The 15443-nt window shown below is 72.3% G+C and carries 15 protein-coding genes and 1 pseudogene; 9 read left to right on the plus strand and 7 right to left on the minus strand.

Features of this window, described 5'->3' with window-relative positions:
- Nucleotides 1-8 precede the first annotated feature (8 nt).
- A complete protein-coding gene (locus ACGFW6_RS44035) occupies nucleotides 9-218 on the plus strand; it encodes an acyl-CoA carboxylase epsilon subunit (RefSeq protein ID WP_393523114.1) in 210 nt (69 codons plus the stop codon).
- Nucleotides 219-300: 82 nt separating this feature from the next.
- On the opposite strand, the gene ACGFW6_RS44040 is transcribed toward ACGFW6_RS44035, so the two are convergent.
- Nucleotides 301-1431, minus strand: a complete 1131-nt coding sequence (locus ACGFW6_RS44040; protein ID WP_393523117.1) for an SGNH/GDSL hydrolase family protein — start codon at nucleotides 1429-1431, stop codon at nucleotides 301-303.
- A gap of 120 nt (nucleotides 1432-1551) precedes the next feature.
- Between ACGFW6_RS44040 and mmpB the strand changes: the two genes are divergently transcribed.
- Both mmpB and ACGFW6_RS44050 read left to right on the plus strand, forming a co-directional pair.
- Complete coding sequence (gene mmpB, locus ACGFW6_RS44045) at nucleotides 1552-1680, plus strand: morphogenic membrane protein MmpB (protein WP_093747104.1); 129 nt, start codon at nucleotides 1552-1554, stop codon at nucleotides 1678-1680.
- A gap of 31 nt (nucleotides 1681-1711) precedes the next feature.
- Nucleotides 1712-2332: a Maf family protein gene (locus ACGFW6_RS44050; RefSeq protein ID WP_393523119.1), complete on the plus strand. Its 621-nt coding sequence runs from the start codon at nucleotides 1712-1714 to the stop codon at nucleotides 2330-2332.
- Here ACGFW6_RS44050 and ACGFW6_RS44055 read toward each other — a convergent pair.
- Nucleotides 2301-2831: a hypothetical protein gene (locus ACGFW6_RS44055; protein ID WP_393523121.1), complete on the minus strand. Its 531-nt coding sequence runs from the start codon at nucleotides 2829-2831 to the stop codon at nucleotides 2301-2303. The two genes, ACGFW6_RS44050 and ACGFW6_RS44055, sit on opposite strands and share 32 nt — an antisense overlap.
- 395 nt (nucleotides 2832-3226) lie before the next feature.
- Here ACGFW6_RS44055 and ACGFW6_RS44060 point away from each other — a divergent pair, with 395 nt between their 5' ends.
- Both ACGFW6_RS44060 and ACGFW6_RS44065 read left to right on the plus strand, forming a co-directional pair.
- Entirely contained in the window at nucleotides 3227-4999 is a 1773-nt protein-coding gene (locus ACGFW6_RS44060; protein ID WP_393523124.1) for an acetyl/propionyl/methylcrotonyl-CoA carboxylase subunit alpha, read from the plus strand.
- Nucleotides 5000-5184: 185 nt separating this feature from the next.
- Complete coding sequence (locus tag ACGFW6_RS44065) at nucleotides 5185-5733, plus strand: TetR/AcrR family transcriptional regulator (RefSeq protein ID WP_393523157.1); 549 nt, start codon at nucleotides 5185-5187, stop codon at nucleotides 5731-5733.
- Nucleotides 5734-5812: 79 nt separating this feature from the next.
- On the opposite strand, the gene ACGFW6_RS44070 is transcribed toward ACGFW6_RS44065, so the two are convergent.
- Both ACGFW6_RS44070 and ACGFW6_RS44075 read right to left on the minus strand, forming a co-directional pair.
- On the minus strand, nucleotides 5813-6769 hold the full coding sequence (locus tag ACGFW6_RS44070) for a DeoR/GlpR family DNA-binding transcription regulator (RefSeq protein WP_093747101.1): 957 nt from the start codon (nucleotides 6767-6769) through the stop codon (nucleotides 5813-5815).
- 166 nt (nucleotides 6770-6935) lie between these two features.
- A pseudogene (locus ACGFW6_RS44075) lies at nucleotides 6936-8390 on the minus strand (NAD(P)H-quinone dehydrogenase); the annotation flags it as partial.
- 90 nt (nucleotides 8391-8480) lie between these two features.
- On the opposite strand from ACGFW6_RS44075, the gene ACGFW6_RS44080 reads away from it, so the two are divergent.
- The 4 genes from ACGFW6_RS44080 (at nucleotide 8481) to ACGFW6_RS44095 (ending at nucleotide 12467) form a co-directional block, all read left to right on the plus strand.
- A complete protein-coding gene (locus tag ACGFW6_RS44080; protein ID WP_393523127.1) occupies nucleotides 8481-8918 on the plus strand; it encodes a gamma-glutamylcyclotransferase in 438 nt (145 codons plus the stop codon).
- A 131-nt stretch (nucleotides 8919-9049) separates the two neighbouring features.
- The gene (locus ACGFW6_RS44085) at nucleotides 9050-9874 is read left to right on the plus strand and encodes a purine-nucleoside phosphorylase (protein ID WP_393523129.1); all 825 of its coding nucleotides are present in this window, start codon (nucleotides 9050-9052) and stop codon (nucleotides 9872-9874) included.
- A gap of 524 nt (nucleotides 9875-10398) precedes the next feature.
- Complete coding sequence (locus ACGFW6_RS44090) at nucleotides 10399-12030, plus strand: phospho-sugar mutase (RefSeq protein ID WP_393523132.1); 1632 nt, start codon at nucleotides 10399-10401, stop codon at nucleotides 12028-12030.
- Between the two features lie 212 nt (nucleotides 12031-12242).
- Nucleotides 12243-12467, plus strand: a complete 225-nt coding sequence (locus tag ACGFW6_RS44095) for a hypothetical protein (RefSeq protein WP_393523135.1) — start codon at nucleotides 12243-12245, stop codon at nucleotides 12465-12467.
- Nucleotides 12468-12666: 199 nt separating this feature from the next.
- Here the strand turns inward: ACGFW6_RS44095 and ACGFW6_RS44100 are convergent, their stop codons facing one another.
- The 3 genes from ACGFW6_RS44100 to ACGFW6_RS44110 form a co-directional block, all read right to left on the minus strand.
- Nucleotides 12667-13095 carry a hypothetical protein gene (locus tag ACGFW6_RS44100; protein WP_393523138.1) on the minus strand — a complete coding sequence of 143 codons (429 nt, stop codon included), beginning with the start codon at nucleotides 13093-13095 and terminating at the stop codon, nucleotides 12667-12669.
- Between the two features lie 365 nt (nucleotides 13096-13460).
- Nucleotides 13461-14375 (minus strand): phosphate ABC transporter ATP-binding protein PstB, encoded by a 915-nt coding sequence (pstB, locus tag ACGFW6_RS44105; RefSeq protein WP_393523141.1) that lies wholly within the window; start codon nucleotides 14373-14375, stop codon nucleotides 13461-13463.
- Between the two features lie 44 nt (nucleotides 14376-14419).
- A complete protein-coding gene (locus ACGFW6_RS44110; RefSeq protein WP_393523144.1) occupies nucleotides 14420-15331 on the minus strand; it encodes a sortase in 912 nt (303 codons plus the stop codon).
- Between the last annotated feature and the right edge of the window lie 112 nt (nucleotides 15332-15443).

Consider the following 15443-nt stretch of genomic DNA (forward strand, 5'->3'; position numbering starts at 1 on the left):
GAGCCGCCATGAACATCAAGGTCCTACGGGGCAACCCGACACCGGAGGAGCTGGCCGCCGCACTGGCGGTGGTCCGCGCCCGCGCCGCGGCGGAGGCAGCCCTCCCGCCCGGCGCACCCAGGCCGCGGGACGGGTGGTCGGACCCGTCCCGCATCGCGCGCCAACGCCTGCCCCAGCCGGGCCCGGCGACGTGGGCACGCACCTACTGGCCGGGCTGACCGGAGCGCGCGCCTGAGGGGCGGGGCTGCATCGCTATGCGGCTCCGCCGCGCGGGCGCGACCGGCCGCGACGCACCCGCGGTCACAAACGGCGCGCAGTCTCCTCCGCCATCAGCGCGTACCCCGCGTCATTGGGGTGCAGATGATCCCCGAAGTCATGAGCCGGTCGCAGCCGGTCCGGGTTCTCCGGATCGGCCAGCGCCCGGTTCAGGTCCACCACGGCGTCGTACTCCCCCGAGCTCCGGATCCACTCGTTGAGTTCGTGACTGACCTCGGCCGCGTGCTCGCCCCAGTGGTCCGAGCCCCCGAACGGCAGCAGGGTGCCGCCGATCACCCGCAGCCCGGCCGCCCTGCCCTGCCGTAGCACCTCCCGGTGCCCGGCGATCAGCTCCGCCGCCTCCACCACCGGCGCGGGCTTGTACGTGGGCTGCTCGTCCGTCTCGCTGAAGCCGATGTCGTTCAGCCCGAGCAGAACGACGAGCGTGTCCACACCGGGCAGGTCGAGGACGTCCCGGCGCAGCCGGCCCACGCCCCCGTCGCCGTACCAGGCCGAGTCGTTGAGCAGCAGGTTCCCGCCGATGCCGGCGTTGAGGACGGGCCGTCCCGTGCGCTGCGCGAGCGCGTCCGACCAGCGCCGGTCCGCGCCCACCGTCGAGCCGAACCCGTCCGTGATCGAGTCGCCGAGGAGCGCGACGGCGTCCGTGCGGCCGGCGTCGGTCTCGACGGCCGACAGGAAGTACCAGGACTCGGTCTCGGCGTCGAAGCCCTCGCCGCCGGACGCCTGCGACAGGTCGCCCTCGCCCCGGTGGCCGACCGTGAAGGCCTGGGCGTGGAAGGTCGCGGGACCGGTGGCGGCGTCGAAGTACAGCGTGACGGCGACCGACTCCCCGGCGGCCACGGCGAGGTGGGCGGCGTCGCTGACGGCCTCCCCGCGCGCGGGTATCGCGACCCCGTCGGCGCCCCCGAAGGTGAGCCGGGTCAGCGACCCGGGCCGCACGGCCGCCCCTTCTGCCGCGCGCCCCACGCTCGCGCCGGCGACCCGGACCGGCGAGGCGCCGTATGCGTGGGACAGCCGCACCCGCACCCGGCCACCGGCCGCCGACAGCCGGACGACCTGACGTAGCGACTGGCGCCAGAAGCCCTCGCGGGACCAGTTGGGCGTGAAGCCCTCGCTGGGGCGCTGGGGTGACGCGGTCCAGGAAGCGGTGAACATGACACATCCTCCAAACGGAACTGAAGTCCCTTTAGTTAATGAAACCGTAGCACCGTTTAGAGAGAAGTTGAGTATGCGTACTCAGGCGCCGCCGCGGGCACCCGACCGACGATGGAAGGCATGCTGTGGTCCGACCCCGAGAACGAGCCGCCCAAAGAACTGCGTGACATGCAGGAGATGTTGCGGCGGCTGGGCGTTCTCATGGCGCTGGCCATGGTGCTCACGATGATCGTGCTCGGACTGAGGTGAGACCGGCCGGGCCCGCCGATACGCTGACGGCATGACTGATCAGCCCCGCCGCCGGCTCGTCCTCGCCTCCCAGTCCCCCGCCCGCCTCAATCTGCTCCGGCAGGCCGGGCTGACCCCCGAGGTCATCGTGAGCGGCGTCGACGAGGACGCCGTGAGCGCACCCACCCCCGCCGAGCTGGCGCTCGCCCTGGCCGAGGCGAAGGCCTCCGTCGTGGCGGCACGGCCCGAGGTCAGCGGCGCGATCGTGATCGGCTGCGACTCCGTCCTCGACCTGGACGGCCAGGCCCTCGGCAAGCCGGCCGACGCCGAGGAGGCCACCGCCCGCTGGAAGTCGATGCGCGGGCGCGCGGGCACACTCCAGACCGGCCACTGCGTCTACGACACGGCCAGCGGCCGGTACACCTCCGCCACCGCCTCCACGGTCGTCCGCTTCGGCGAGCCCACGGACGAGGAGATCGCCTCGTACGTCGCCTCCGGCGAGCCCCTCTACGTCGCCGGGGCCTTCACCCTGGACGGCCGCTCCGCCCCGTTCATCGACGGCATCGACGGCGACCACGGCAATGTGATCGGCATCAGCCTGCCGCTGGTGCGGCGGCTGCTGGCGCAACTGGGCATCGGCATCACGGAGTTGTGGGCGCCGGCGGAGAAGTGACGGGCGAGCCGCCCGCCGGGGAGCCCTCCGCCGGGGAACCGCCGGCCTGGGAGCCGTCGCCGCCCTTGCCGCCGTCGGGCGCGGCGTCGGCGGGCCGCCCGGGCGCGGCCTGGCCGTCGTAGGTCATCAGCAGCAGCACGATCAGGCCGAGCACGACGATCATGAAGAGGAACGCGGTCCAGCCCACCAGCCCCCAGGCGAACGCGCCCAGCAGGCCGTGCACCACGGCCGCGCTGATCAGCAGGATGCGCCCGAGGCCGGCCGGGGCGCGGTCGCGCAGGGCGACCAGCAGCGCGACCAGACCGCACAGCGCGAAGTAGCCGCCGAAGACCAGACCGCCGACCTTCGAGGACACCGACATCACGTCAGGATCCAGCCCCGCCAGGGACATGTCCTGACGGTCGACGACGACCCCGAGGAACCAGTTCAGCGCCGCGATCCCGAGCGCCTCCACGAGGAGCACAACCGCCACGACCCACGCCACCGGCCTGCGCACCACCGGTCCCCACCCACTTCCGAGCTCTTCGAGCGCCGTTCGAGCCGCATTCGACCACGACGACGGTTACCCCAAGTACGTTCGAGACATCGCGAACGCTACTAACGGGTAAACCCCGGGACAAGGGTTCGGGAGATGGCAAAGATGCATTGGGCCATTCGTAGGGATTCCACAAAGAAACCGAGTGGCCCGCAGCACGTGATGACAGAGACCTTGACCACAGAGGAGAGCTAGGGTTTCCCGGGAGAGACCTGCGTACCGTGGCGCGACAAGGGATTTCGCAGGTCGGGCGAGCCTGGAATCACGCTCCGTGTGGGCAAGCTCACCACTGGGGACGGGTCGAAGTGTCGTGTCGGCAGTCCCTAAACTCGGCTTGTTTCAAGGAGGGAGCCTCAATCGTGCGCAAGGTGCTCATCGCCAACCGTGGCGAAATCGCTGTCCGCGTGGCCCGGGCCTGCCGGGATGCCGGGATCGCGAGCGTGGCCGTCTACGCGGATCCGGACCGTGACGCTCTGCATGTCCGCGCCGCGGATGAGGCGTTCGCCCTGGGCGGTGACACCCCGGCGACCAGCTACCTCGACATCGACAAGGTGCTGAACGCCGCCCGCGAGTCCGGCGCGGACGCGATCCATCCCGGCTACGGCTTCCTGTCGGAGAACGCCGACTTCGCCCAGGCCGTCCTGGACGCCGGCCTCATCTGGATCGGCCCGCCGCCGCAGGCCATCCGCGACCTCGGTGACAAGGTCGCCGCCCGGCACATCGCCCAGCGTGCCGGCGCCCCCCTCGTGGCGGGCACCCCCGACCCCGTCTCGGGCGCGGAGGAGGTCGTGGCGTTCGCCGAGCAGCACGGCCTGCCGATCGCGATCAAGGCCGCCTTCGGCGGTGGCGGACGCGGCCTGAAGGTCGCCCGCACCCTCGAAGAGGTCCCCGAGCTCTACGACTCCGCCGTCCGTGAGGCCATCGCCGCGTTCGGCCGTGGCGAGTGCTTCGTCGAGCGCTACCTCGACAAGCCCCGCCACGTGGAGACGCAGTGCCTGGCCGACACCCACGGCAACGTCGTCGTCGTCTCCACCCGTGACTGCTCGCTGCAGCGCCGCCACCAGAAGCTGGTGGAGGAGGCCCCGGCGCCGTTCCTGTCCGAGGCGCAGGTCGCGGAGCTGTACTCGTCGTCGAAGGCGATCCTGAAGGAAGCCGGCTACGTCGGCGCCGGCACGGTGGAGTTCCTCGTCGGCATGGACGGCACGATCTCCTTCCTGGAGGTCAACACCCGTCTGCAGGTCGAGCACCCGGTCACCGAGGAGGTCGCCGGCATCGACCTGGTCCGGGAGATGTTCCGTATCGCCGACGGCGAGGCCCTCGGCTACGACGACCCGCCGCTGCGCGGGCACTCCTTCGAGTTCCGTATCAACGGTGAGGACCCGGGCCGCAACTTCCTGCCCGCTCCCGGCACCGTCACCCTGTTCGCCCCGCCGTCGGGTCCGGGCGTGCGCCTGGACGCGGGCGTAGAGTCCGGCAGTGTCATCGGCCCCGCCTGGGACTCGCTGCTGGCGAAACTGATCGTCACGGGCGCCACCCGCGAGCAGGCGCTCCAGCGCGCCGCCCGGGCGCTGGAGGAGTTCCAGGTCGAGGGCATGGCCACCGCCATCCCCTTCCACCGCGCGGTCGTGAAGGACCCGGCGTTCGCACCGGAACTGACCGGCTCCGCCGACCCGTTCACGGTCCACACCCGCTGGATCGAGACCGAGTTCGTCAACGAGATCAAGCCCTTCGCCGCCCCCGCGGATGCCGACGCGGAGGAGGAGACGGGCCGTGAGACGGTCGTCGTCGAGGTCGGCGGCAAGCGCCTGGAGGTCTCCCTGCCGGCCTCGCTCGGCATGACCCTCGCCCGCACCGGCCTCGCCGCCGGCGCCAAGCCCAAGCGCCGCGCCGCAAAGAAGTCCGGTCCGGCCGCCTCCGGCGACACCCTCGCCTCCCCCATGCAGGGCACCATCGTCAAGGTCGCCGTCGAGGAGGGCCAGGAGGTCAAGGAGGGCGACCTGATCGTCGTCCTCGAGGCGATGAAGATGGAACAGCCTCTCAACGCCCACAAGTCCGGCACCGTCAAGGGCCTGTCGGCCGAGGTCGGCGCCTCCCTCACCTCGGGCGCCGCGATCTGCGAGATCAAGGACTGACGCAGACGACAGCCGAGGCGCCCGGTGGACCGGAGAGACGGTCCACCGGGCGCCTCGTTCTATGCTCGGTGGCATTCTGGAGCCACACCGGGCGGGCGAGAGAGCAGGTGAGAGCGATGGTGGGCGGGACGTCGAGCGAGGCTGCGGAAAGCGGCGGCGTGGCAGCTCCGGCCCCGCCCCGTGCCATGCGGGCGGACGCCCGCCGCAATCACGAACGCCTGCTGACCGAGGCCCGCTCCGCCTTCGCCGAGCACGGCACGGACGCGTCCCTGGAGGACGTCGCCCGCCGGGCAGGGGTCGGCATCGGCACCCTCTACCGCCACTTCCCCAACCGCGACGCTTTGTTGAGCGCGGTCTTCGAGGAGGCGGTCGGCGATCTGCTGGCCCGCTCACGGGAACTCCTGCGCTCACCGGAACCGTGCTCGGCACTGGTGACATGGCTGCGCGAGATGGTCACGCACGCGGGCGAGTACCGCGGGCTGGCCCGCTCCCTGATGTCCGTCTCCTACGACGGCACCTCGGCCCTGGCCCGGTGCAGCGACCCCATCAGACAAGCGGGCGGCGCACTGCTGTCACGGGCCCAGGAGGCCGGGACAGTCCGCCCGGACGTGGCCATCACCGACCTGCTCCAGCTCACCCACGCGATCGCGCTGGCGGCGGAGGAGACACCGGACGACCCGGACCTGGCGGACCGGTTGCTGCACTTGACACTGCGAGGACTGAAACCGAGCTAGGGGCGCGGGGAACTGCGCGACCAGCCACACCCGACCGGCGCTCGCGCGACCACAGCAAGCCCTACGGCGAACGGGCGGCCTAACGCCGCCGCAGATCGGCGACCCGCGCCCGCTCCCGCTCGGCCCCCTGCTCACCGAGCACCGCCGCACCGGCCGGCCGCAACCCCGGCCCACCTCCGGAGGGCCCCCGTCGCGGTCCCGGCAGCGCACGCTGCTGACGCCGCGCCGGGACCTCGTCACCCCCCGACGCCCCGCTCGCCCCGGCCACGGCGATCTGCACCCCCTGGTCGGCAAGGGCCTGCAACTCGGTGTGGGCGCGGTCGTCATGGGCCGGCGGTTCGTCGGTGACGAGCCGAGTGATGACATCCGTGGGCACCGTCTGGAACATCGTGTCCGTGCCGAGCTTGGTGTGATCGGCGAGGACGACGACCTCCGCGGCCGCCTGGACGAGCGCCCGGTCGACGGACGCCGAGAGCATGTTGGACGTGGACAGCCCGCGCTCGGCGGTCAGACCACTGCCGGAGAGGAAGGCACGCGACACCCGCAGCCCTTGCAGGGACTGCTCGGCGCCGCTGCCGACGAGGGCGTAGTTGGAGCCCCGGAGCGTGCCGCCGGTCATGACGACCTCGACCCGGTTGGCATGGGCCAACGCCTGCGCGACCAGGAGGGAGTTGGTGACGACGGTCAGTCCGGGCACGCGGGCGAGCCGTCGGGCCAGCTCCTGCGTGGTGGTCCCCGCCCCGACGACGATCGCCTCGCCCTCCTCCACGAAGTTCGCGGCGAGGTCGGCGATGGCCGTCTTCTCGGCGGTCGCGAGATGTGACTTCTGCGGAAAGCCGGACTCCCGCGTGAACCCGCCCGGCAATACCGCACCGCCGTGCCGGCGGTCGAGGAGTCCTTCTGCCTCCAGTGCGCGCACGTCCCGCCGTACGGTCACTTCGGAGGTCTGGACGACGCGGGCGAGCTCACGGAGCGACACGGCCCCGTTCGCTCGCACCATTTCGAGGATCAATTGGCGACGTTCTGCAGCGAACACGAAACTGACAGTAACCCCAACGACCGTCTGGTTTCAGCAGTTTGCGCCGAATAACAGAAGTTGTTCGCACGCAAGGGCGAGAAGTGGTATAGGGCCTAGTCGCGCCGCCTATGCCGTACGCATGCTCGACAACTCCCCGTGACCAGCGAGGAATCGGTTCCGGCCGTCAGAGTTCGCCGCCGGACTTGCGCGTGTGGAGCTGCCGCGCGACCTCGGCGATCGAGCCCGAAAGGGAGGGGTACACGGTGAAGGCGTTCGCGATCTGTTCGACCGTCAGATTGTTGTCGACCGCGATCGAGATCGGGTGGATGAGTTCCGAGGCGCGCGGCGAGACGACCACACCGCCCACCACGATGCCCGTGCCCGGACGGCAGAAGATCTTGACGAAGCCGTCCCGGATGCCCTGCATCTTCGCGCGCGGGTTGCGCAGCAGCGGCAGCTTGACGACCCGGGCGTCGATCTTGCCCGCGTCCACGTCGGCCTGCGTGTAGCCGACGGTGGCGATCTCGGGGTCGGTGAACACGTTCGACGAGACGGTCTTCAGGTTCAGCGGAGCCACCGCGTCACCCAGGAAGTGGTACATGGCGATACGTCCCTGCATCGCCGCGACCGACGCCAGCGCGAAGACTCCGGTCACGTCACCGGCCGCGTACACACCCGGCGCGGTCGTCCTGGACACCTTGTCGGTCCAGATGTGCCCGGACTCGCGCAGCTTGACGCCGGCCTCCTCCAGGCCCATGCCCTCGCTGTTCGGGATGGCGCCGACGGCCATGAGGCAGTGGCTGCCGCTGATGACGCGTCCGTCGGCGAGGGTGACCTCGACCCGGTCGCCGACCCTCTTGGCGGCGGCGGCACGCGAGCGCGCCATGACGTTCATGCCACGGCGCCGGAAGACGTCCTCCAGAACGGCGGCGGCGTCCGGGTCCTCACCCGGCAGCACGCGGTCCCGCGACGACACGAGGGTGACCCGCGACCCGAGGGCCTGGTAGGCACCGGCGAACTCGGCACCGGTGACACCGGAGCCGACCACGATGAGCTCCTCGGGCAGCTCGTCGAGGTCGTAGACCTGGGTCCAGTTCAGGATGCGCTCGCCGTCGGGCTGGGCGTCGGGCAGCTCACGCGGATGACCGCCGGTCGCGATCAGAACGGCGTCCGCGACGAGCGTCTCCTCACTCCCGTCGGCGGCCCGCACGACCACCTTGCGCGACCCGTCGAGGCCCTGCATGCCCTCCAGCCGGCCCCGGCCCCGCATCACCCGCGCACCGGCGCGCGTGACGGAGGCGGTGATGTCATGGGACTGCGCCAGGGCGAGCCGCTTCACACGCCGGTTGACCTTGCCCAGATCGACGCCCACCACCCGGGCGGGCGTGTCGATGTGCGGGGTGTCGTCGGCGACGATGATCCCCAGCTCCTCGTAGGAGGAGTCGAAGGTGGTCATCACCTCGGCCGTGGCGATGAGAGTCTTCGACGGCACGCAGTCGGTGAGCACCGACGCCCCGCCCAGACCGTCGCAGTCGACGACGGTCACCTCCGCGCCGAGCTGGGCGGCCACCAGGGCCGCCTCGTATCCGCCGGGTCCGCCACCGATGATCACGATCCGAGTCACGTACTCCATTGTCCCGCACGCCTGACCGTGGTACCGCCTGGGGGCCCGCCCGAGACACCACCGTTACGGGAGGGGCACACGATGTCCCTGCCGTACCCTCTCTCCATGTCGCTCTACGCCGCGTACGCCGGCAATCTCGACGCGCGGCTGATGACCCGCCGCGCCCCTCACTCGCCGCTGCGTGCCACCGGCTGGCTGAACGGGTGGCGGCTGACGTTCGGCGGCGAGCAGCTCGGCTGGGAGGGTGCGCTGGCGACACTCGTCGAGGACCCCCTGGAGCAGGTCTTCGTCGCGCTGTACGACATCGCGCCCATGGACGAGGAGTCCCTGGACCGCTGGGAGGGCGTCGGCCTCGGGATATACCGCCGGCTGCGGGTCCGGGTGCACACGCTGGAGGGCGAGGAGCCGGCCTGGGCGTACGTGCTGAACGCCTACGAGGGCGGGCTGCCGTCGGCCCGCTATCTGGGCGAGATCGCGGACGCCGCCGAGTCGGCCGGTGCGCCCCACGACTACGTGATGGAGCTGCGCAAGCGCCCCTGCTGAGGCTCACCGGTCACCCCCATCCCTCCAGTCCCCGCGTTCACAGGTTTCGTTGGAAACGACAAGACAACGATCGCCATCCCGTGAGCTCTGTCATCTACGCGCGTAGGCCCAAACCGGCTACCCTCAGTCGCGTGAACGCATCTCTTCTTCCGGACGACATCCAGGGCGACCCCCACGCCGCCGCCGACGCCGCCGCCGCGCGCCTGCGCGAACTCACCGGCGCCGAGACCCACGACGTCGCCCTCGTGATGGGCTCCGGCTGGGCTCCGGCCGTGGACGCCCTCGGCGCACCCGAGGCCGAGTTCCTGGTCACCGAGCTGCCCGGGTTCCCCCCGCCGGCGGTGGAAGGGCACGGCGGCAAGATCCGCTCGTACCGGATCGGCAACAAGCGCGCCCTGGTCTTCCTCGGCCGCACCCACTACTACGAGGGCCGCGGCGTGGCCGCCGTGTCCCATGGCGTGCGCACCGCGGTGGCGGCCGGCTGCAAGACGATCGTCCTCACCAACGGCTGCGGCGGCCTGCGCGAGGGCATGCGCCCCGGCCAGCCGGTCCTGATCAGCGACCACATCAACCTCACGGCCACCTCCCCCATCATCGGCGCCAACTTCGTCGACCTCACCGACCTCTACTCCCCCCGCCTGCGCGCCCTGTGCAAGGAGATCGACCCCACCCTCGAGGAAGGCGTCTACGCCCAGTTCCCCGGCCCGCACTACGAGACGCCGGCCGAGATCCGCATGGCCCGCGTGATCGGTGCGGACCTGGTGGGCATGTCGACGGTCCTGGAGGCCATCGCGGCGCGTGAGGCGGGCGCGGAGGTTCTGGGCATCTCCCTGGTGACGAACCTCGCCGCGGGTATGACGGGCGAGCCCCTCAACCACGAGGAGGTCCTCCAGGCGGGCCGCGACAGTGCGACGCAGATGGGTTCGCTGCTGGCGCAGGTCCTCGGCCGCCTGTAGGGGGCGCCGCGCCCACGGGGGTGCCTCGGCCTGTCGTCCGGCGGCTGCGGGTCCGCAGCGGCTGATCGCGCAGTTCCCCGCGCCCCCCAGAGAAGGGGGTTGCAACGGAGCTGCGCCAAGCCGTGAACGCGGCCGCCACGACCGTTCGCGCAGTTCCCCGCGCCCCTGAAAGAAGGGGGTCGCGCCACGTGACCGCCACCGTAGCAACCGTTCGCGCAGTTCCCCGCGCCCCTGAAAGCAGGTGGGCCACGAAGCACCTGCGGTCGCCGACGGCGAGAAGGGGACGTGCCGGGGGGTGTCCGCCCGCAGCGGCGGGCGTCAACGCAGGGCACCCTCTTGCGAGAGAGCACCGCCCGACCGAGGACGGACACCCCCCGGCACGTCCCCCCCCCCCCCCCCCCCCCCCCCCCCCCCCCCCCCCCCTCCCCGACCCACCCACCACCCGCAGGCGCTACACAAGCCCCCACCCAACCCCCACAGGCCGCCGCAGGCATCACGACCGACAACGAGAGGCTGACCCCGACGTGCACGACGACCTCATCGCCCGGGCCCAGGCATGGCTCGCCGAGGACCCCGACCCGGAGACCCGCGACGAGCTCGCCGGCCTCATCGACAAGGCCGACGTCGAAGAGCTCACCGCCCGCTTCAGCGGCACCCTCCAGTTCGGCACCGCCGGCCTGCGCGGCGAACTCGGCGCCGGCCCCATGCGTATGAACCGCACGGTCGTCATCCGCGCCGCGGCCGGCCTCGCCGCCTACCTCAGGAAGCAGGGCCACACCGACGGCCTCGTCGTCATCGGCTACGACGCCCGCCACAAGTCGGAGGACTTCGCCCGCGACACGGCCGCCGTCATGACCGGCGCCGGCCTGCGCGCGGCCGTACTCCCCCGCCCCCTTCCCACCCCGGTCCTCGCGTACGCGATAAGGCACCTCGGCGCGGTGGCCGGCGTAGAGGTCACCGCCAGCCACAACCCGCCCCGCGACAACGGCTACAAGGTCTACCTCGGCGACGGCTCCCAGATCGTCCCGCCCGCCGACGCCGACATCGCCGCCGAGATCGACGCCGTACGGTCCCTCAACGACGTCCCCCGCCCGGAGTCCGGCTGGCAGACCCTCGGCGACGACGTCCTCGGCGCCTACCTCGCCCGCACCGACGAGGTCCTCGCCCCCGACTCCCCCCGCACCGCCCGCACCGTCTACACCGCGATGCACGGCGTCGGGAAGGACGTCCTCCTCGCCGCGTTCGAGCGCGCCGGCTTCCCCGCCCCCGCCCTCGTCGCCGAGCAGGCCGACCCCGACCCGGACTTCCCCACCGTCGCCTTCCCCAACCCGGAAGAGCCCGGAGCGATGGACCTGGCCTTCGCGAAGGCCCGCGAGACGGACCCCGACCTCGTCATCGCCAACGACCCCGACGCCGACCGCTGCGCCGTGGCCGTGAAGGAGAACGACGAGTGGCGCATGCTGCGCGGCGACGAGGTCGGCGCTCTCCTCGCCGCCCACCTGGTCGAGCGCGGCGCACGCGGCACCTTCGCCGAGTCGATCGTCTCCTCCTCCCTCCTCGGCCGGATCGCCGAGAAGGCGGGGCTCCCCTACGAGGAGACCCTCACCGGCTTCAAGTGGATCGCCCGCGTCGACGGCCTGCGCTACGGCTACGAGGAGGCCCTCGGCTACTGCGTCGACCCCGAGGGCGTACGCGACAAGGACGGCATCACGGCCGCCCTGCTGATCACGGAGCTGGCCTCCGTCCTCAAGTCCGAGGGCCGCACGCTCCTCGACCTCCTGGACGACCTCGCGGTGGAGCACGGCCTGCACGCCACGGACCAGCTCTCGGTGCGCGTCGAGGACCTGTCGGTCATCGCCGACGCCATGCGCCGGCTGCGCGAGCAGCCGCCGACGGAGCTGGCCGGCCTGGCCATCACCCGCGCCGAGGACCTCACCCGGGGCACCGAGACGCTCCCGCCCACCGACGGCCTGCGCTACACCCTCGAAGGCGCCCGCGTCATCGTCCGCCCCAGCGGCACCGAGCCCAAGCTGAAGTGCTACCTGGAGGTCGTCGTGCCGGTGGCCGAGCACGCCGGTCTCCCGGCCGCCCGCACCGAGGCGGCCGGCCTGCTGGCGGCGATCAAGCGCGACCTGTCGGCTGCGGCGGGCATCTGAGCCGTACGCCGTCGCCGTGACCCGTTCCCGAAAGGGTGCCCCCATACGGAGGCACCCTTTCGGGCGTTTTCCCCGGGCCGGCCGACCCGCGCTCCACGGCCCGCCCGGGCCCCCGGGCAACGGTGGACGGGACCGTCCGCGCCGAACCGCCCGGAGCCGCGCCGTGTCCACGACCGCATCCCGGCCGAACCCCCGAGCGACCGCCCCGCCCGGTGACCACCTCCATACTGCTGGCGATCGTCCTGGGCAGCGGCGGCGTCTACTTCCCCCGCGCCCGCTTCCTCCTGCCCGCCTTTCCGCTGCTGCTGCCGGTGGCCCTGCAGCTGTCCCGGGCCTCCCGCCGCTGCCGCGCGCCGGCGCTGACGGTGGCGGTGGCGGTGGCCGACTCGGCGTACGGGGGCGCGTACATGGCGCCGGTGTGGTCCAGAGCGCCCTGAAGCACGGCGAGCCGGGCCGGTTCACGGCGAGTTGGGCTGTCGCACGCTTCCCGGCTGCCTGCTTCCGTCCCGTGCGCCGCATGCTGGACGGGCAGTGCGGATGCGCTCCTTGTCCCCCCTCGGAGGCATCCGCCCCTCCGGGTGTCCCGCGCCCCCTTCACCCACGAAGCGGGATGCCGCGTACGGGCCGGGCACGGGATCAGATCCGCGTGAGGTAGCTGAACCCCGTGTCCGGTCCCACGCACGACTGAAGGGTGAGGTCGCCCCAGTAGAGCCCGGCGGACGGGGCGCCACGGCCGGGTGTGACGTAGTGGGCGTACACCTCGTACCGCCAGGTGCCGCGCGGGCCGCTGATGCTGACGGTGGTGCCGACGGGCAGGGTGGCGAAGCGGTCGAACCCGCAGTAGTCGTGGCCGACGATCACGGCCGTCCGCATCTCGTAGCCGTTCTCCGTGCCGAGTTCGGGCCCGGCCCACTGCACGGCGTCCCGGCAGGCGTCGACCTCGTCCTGCCCGCCGCGCACGACCTGCGCGGACCAGGTGCCGATACGGATCGTCGTGCGCGCGGGGCGGTCCGCTCGCTCCCGCCGGGGCGTCCGCGCCGGATTCGGGGGGCGGGTGGTGGGCACGGAGTGCCTGGCCGTGCGGCCGGCCTCGGCGGAGGGGGCCGGGGGTCGGGAGAGGTCGGGGCCGCGTAGGCGGGCGGTCGAGGGATCGGCGGGCGGAGGGGTGGCCGAGGTGACTGGGCCGCCAGGGGTGGTGGAAGCGGGTGGGCGGTCGGGTGAGGTGGGCGTGAGGGGTGCGGGTGCGTGTGCGGGGGTGGAGGGGGTCGGGTGAGCGGGGGCCGGGGCCGTGGGCGTCGAGGTGGTCGGGGTCGTCGGCGCGGAGGGGTGGGGCGCGGGTGGGGAGGATCCGGCCGCCGGCATCGGGCCGTCGCTGCCGCAGCCGGTGAGCAGGGCCAGTGCGATCGGTACGGCTGCGAGGGTTCCCCGGGTCACCCGAAACGCCCGTTCACGTAGTCCGAAGTGCGTTCGTCCTGCGGGGAGTTGAACATCGCATCGGTGGCGCCGTGCTCGACGATGACGCCCGGTGTGCCCTGGGAGGCGAGGAAGAAGGCGCAGGTGTCGGAGACTCGGGCCGCCTGCTGCATGTTGTGGGTGACGATGACGATGGTGACCTCGGACCTCAGCTCGGCGATGGTCTCCTCGATACGGCGCGTGGAGGTCGGGTCGAGCGCCGAGCACGGCTCGTCCATGAGCAGCACCCGGGGTCGTACGGCCAACGACCTGGCGATGCACAGGCGTTGCTGCTGGCCGCCGGAGAGCGCGCCGCCGGGCTGGCGGAGGCGTTCCTTGACCTCGTTCCACAGGCCGGCCTTGGTGAGGCACTCCTCGACCAGGTCGTCCTTGCCGTCGCGGGTGGCCTTGATGGCGTTGAGCCGCAGACCGGCGACGACGTTGTCGTAGATCGACATGGCCGGGAACGGGTTCGGCTTCTGGAACACCATGCCGATCTGTCTGCGGGCGTGGGTGATGCGGCGGCCGCGGTCGTAGATGTCCTCCTCGTCGAGCAGGACGCGTCCGGCGAGGGAGGCCGAGGCGATCAGTTCGTGCATGCGGTTGAGAATGCGCAGGAACGTCGACTTGCCGCAGCCGGAGGGGCCGATGAGGGCGGTGACCTGGTTGGCGGGCATGCTGAGCGAGACCCGGTCGAGGACCTTGTGGTCGCCGAACCAGGCGGAGACGGCGTCGGCCCGGAGGGTGGCGGCGGCGCCCGTGCCGGGCCGCCCGGCGGGGATCCGGTCGGTGATGTGGCCGCGTGGGATCTGGGACCGGGTCTGGGTCTCGGGCTCGGGCTCGGGTTCGGGCTGGGGCAGCGGCAGGGTGGGGGTGACGTCGGGGCTGGACATGAGGTGGTGTCAACTCCCTTGTGAGGTGGGGTACTTCCGGGTGGTCAGAGCAGGTTCGGCAGTAGCGCGGTGATGGCCTGGGCGTCCGCGATGCCGAGTGCGGCGAGGAGGGGGCCCGCGCAGATCCAGGTCTGCCAGCGGCCCCAGACCCGGTACGCGATCACGGTGAGCAGAGCGGCGAGCAGCAGGCCCTGGGTCCAGAGGAAGACGGCCAGCCAGGCTCCGTCGTCGGTGCCGAGGGCCTCTTCGGCCGAGGTGATCCAGCCTGCGCGCAGGTCGCGTGGCGGGTTGGGCTGGACCGGGGTGATCAGCTTGGCGTCCACGCGGAGCACTCCGTTGGGGGTGTACGGCGCTCCGGTCGCGGTGATGAGGGTGAGCCGGCCCTGGCCACCCGTGACCGGGGCGGGCAGTTCGTCGCCGGCTCGGCGGAGGCCCGTGACCTCGTAGACCGCCTTGCCCTGACCGGTGGTGAGTTCGATGCGGGTGCCGGTGGGGAGGTTGTGCAGGTCGTTGAAGGGGCTGCCGTAGGCCCACTGGCGGCCCATGACGACGGCCGTGCCGGCCTGGCCGGGGAGGGGGGTGTCGCGGCGGTGGCCCGGGCCCGACATCAGCACCTCGGAGGTGGTGCCTTCGGCGACGACCTCCTTGATGTCGAGCGCCCTGATGCGGAGAAGGGCCACGGGAGCGCCGGTCCGCAGCGGCTTGCCCTCGTAGTCGCGCTGGCCCACGGGGGCGATGCCCAGGGCGAGTTGGCGGCGGAGTTCGTCGTAGGCGGTCTGCTGGTCCCGGGCGTGCTGGAGGTGGCCGACGACGGTGAGGTTCGCGGCGAAGCCGAGCAGGACCGCGGCGAGCACGCAGAGAGCCGCGCCGGCGAGCGCGAGGGCGGGGCGGGCGGTCGGCTCATGCGGGGGTTCCGGTGGGGCGGCGACGGCCGGGGGTGGGGCGAGTGTGGTCACGGGATCTCCGGGGGGGGGGCTGGATGCCTGCGGCGGCCTGTGCGGGTTTGGGTGGGGGTGCGGGTAGCGCCTGCGGGGTGGGGGTGGGTCGGGGCCGCGCCCGGGGGGGGCC

The sequence above is a fragment of the Streptomyces sp. Y7 genome (assembly GCF_043195415.1).
GTDB lineage: Bacteria > Actinomycetota > Actinomycetes > Streptomycetales > Streptomycetaceae > Streptomyces.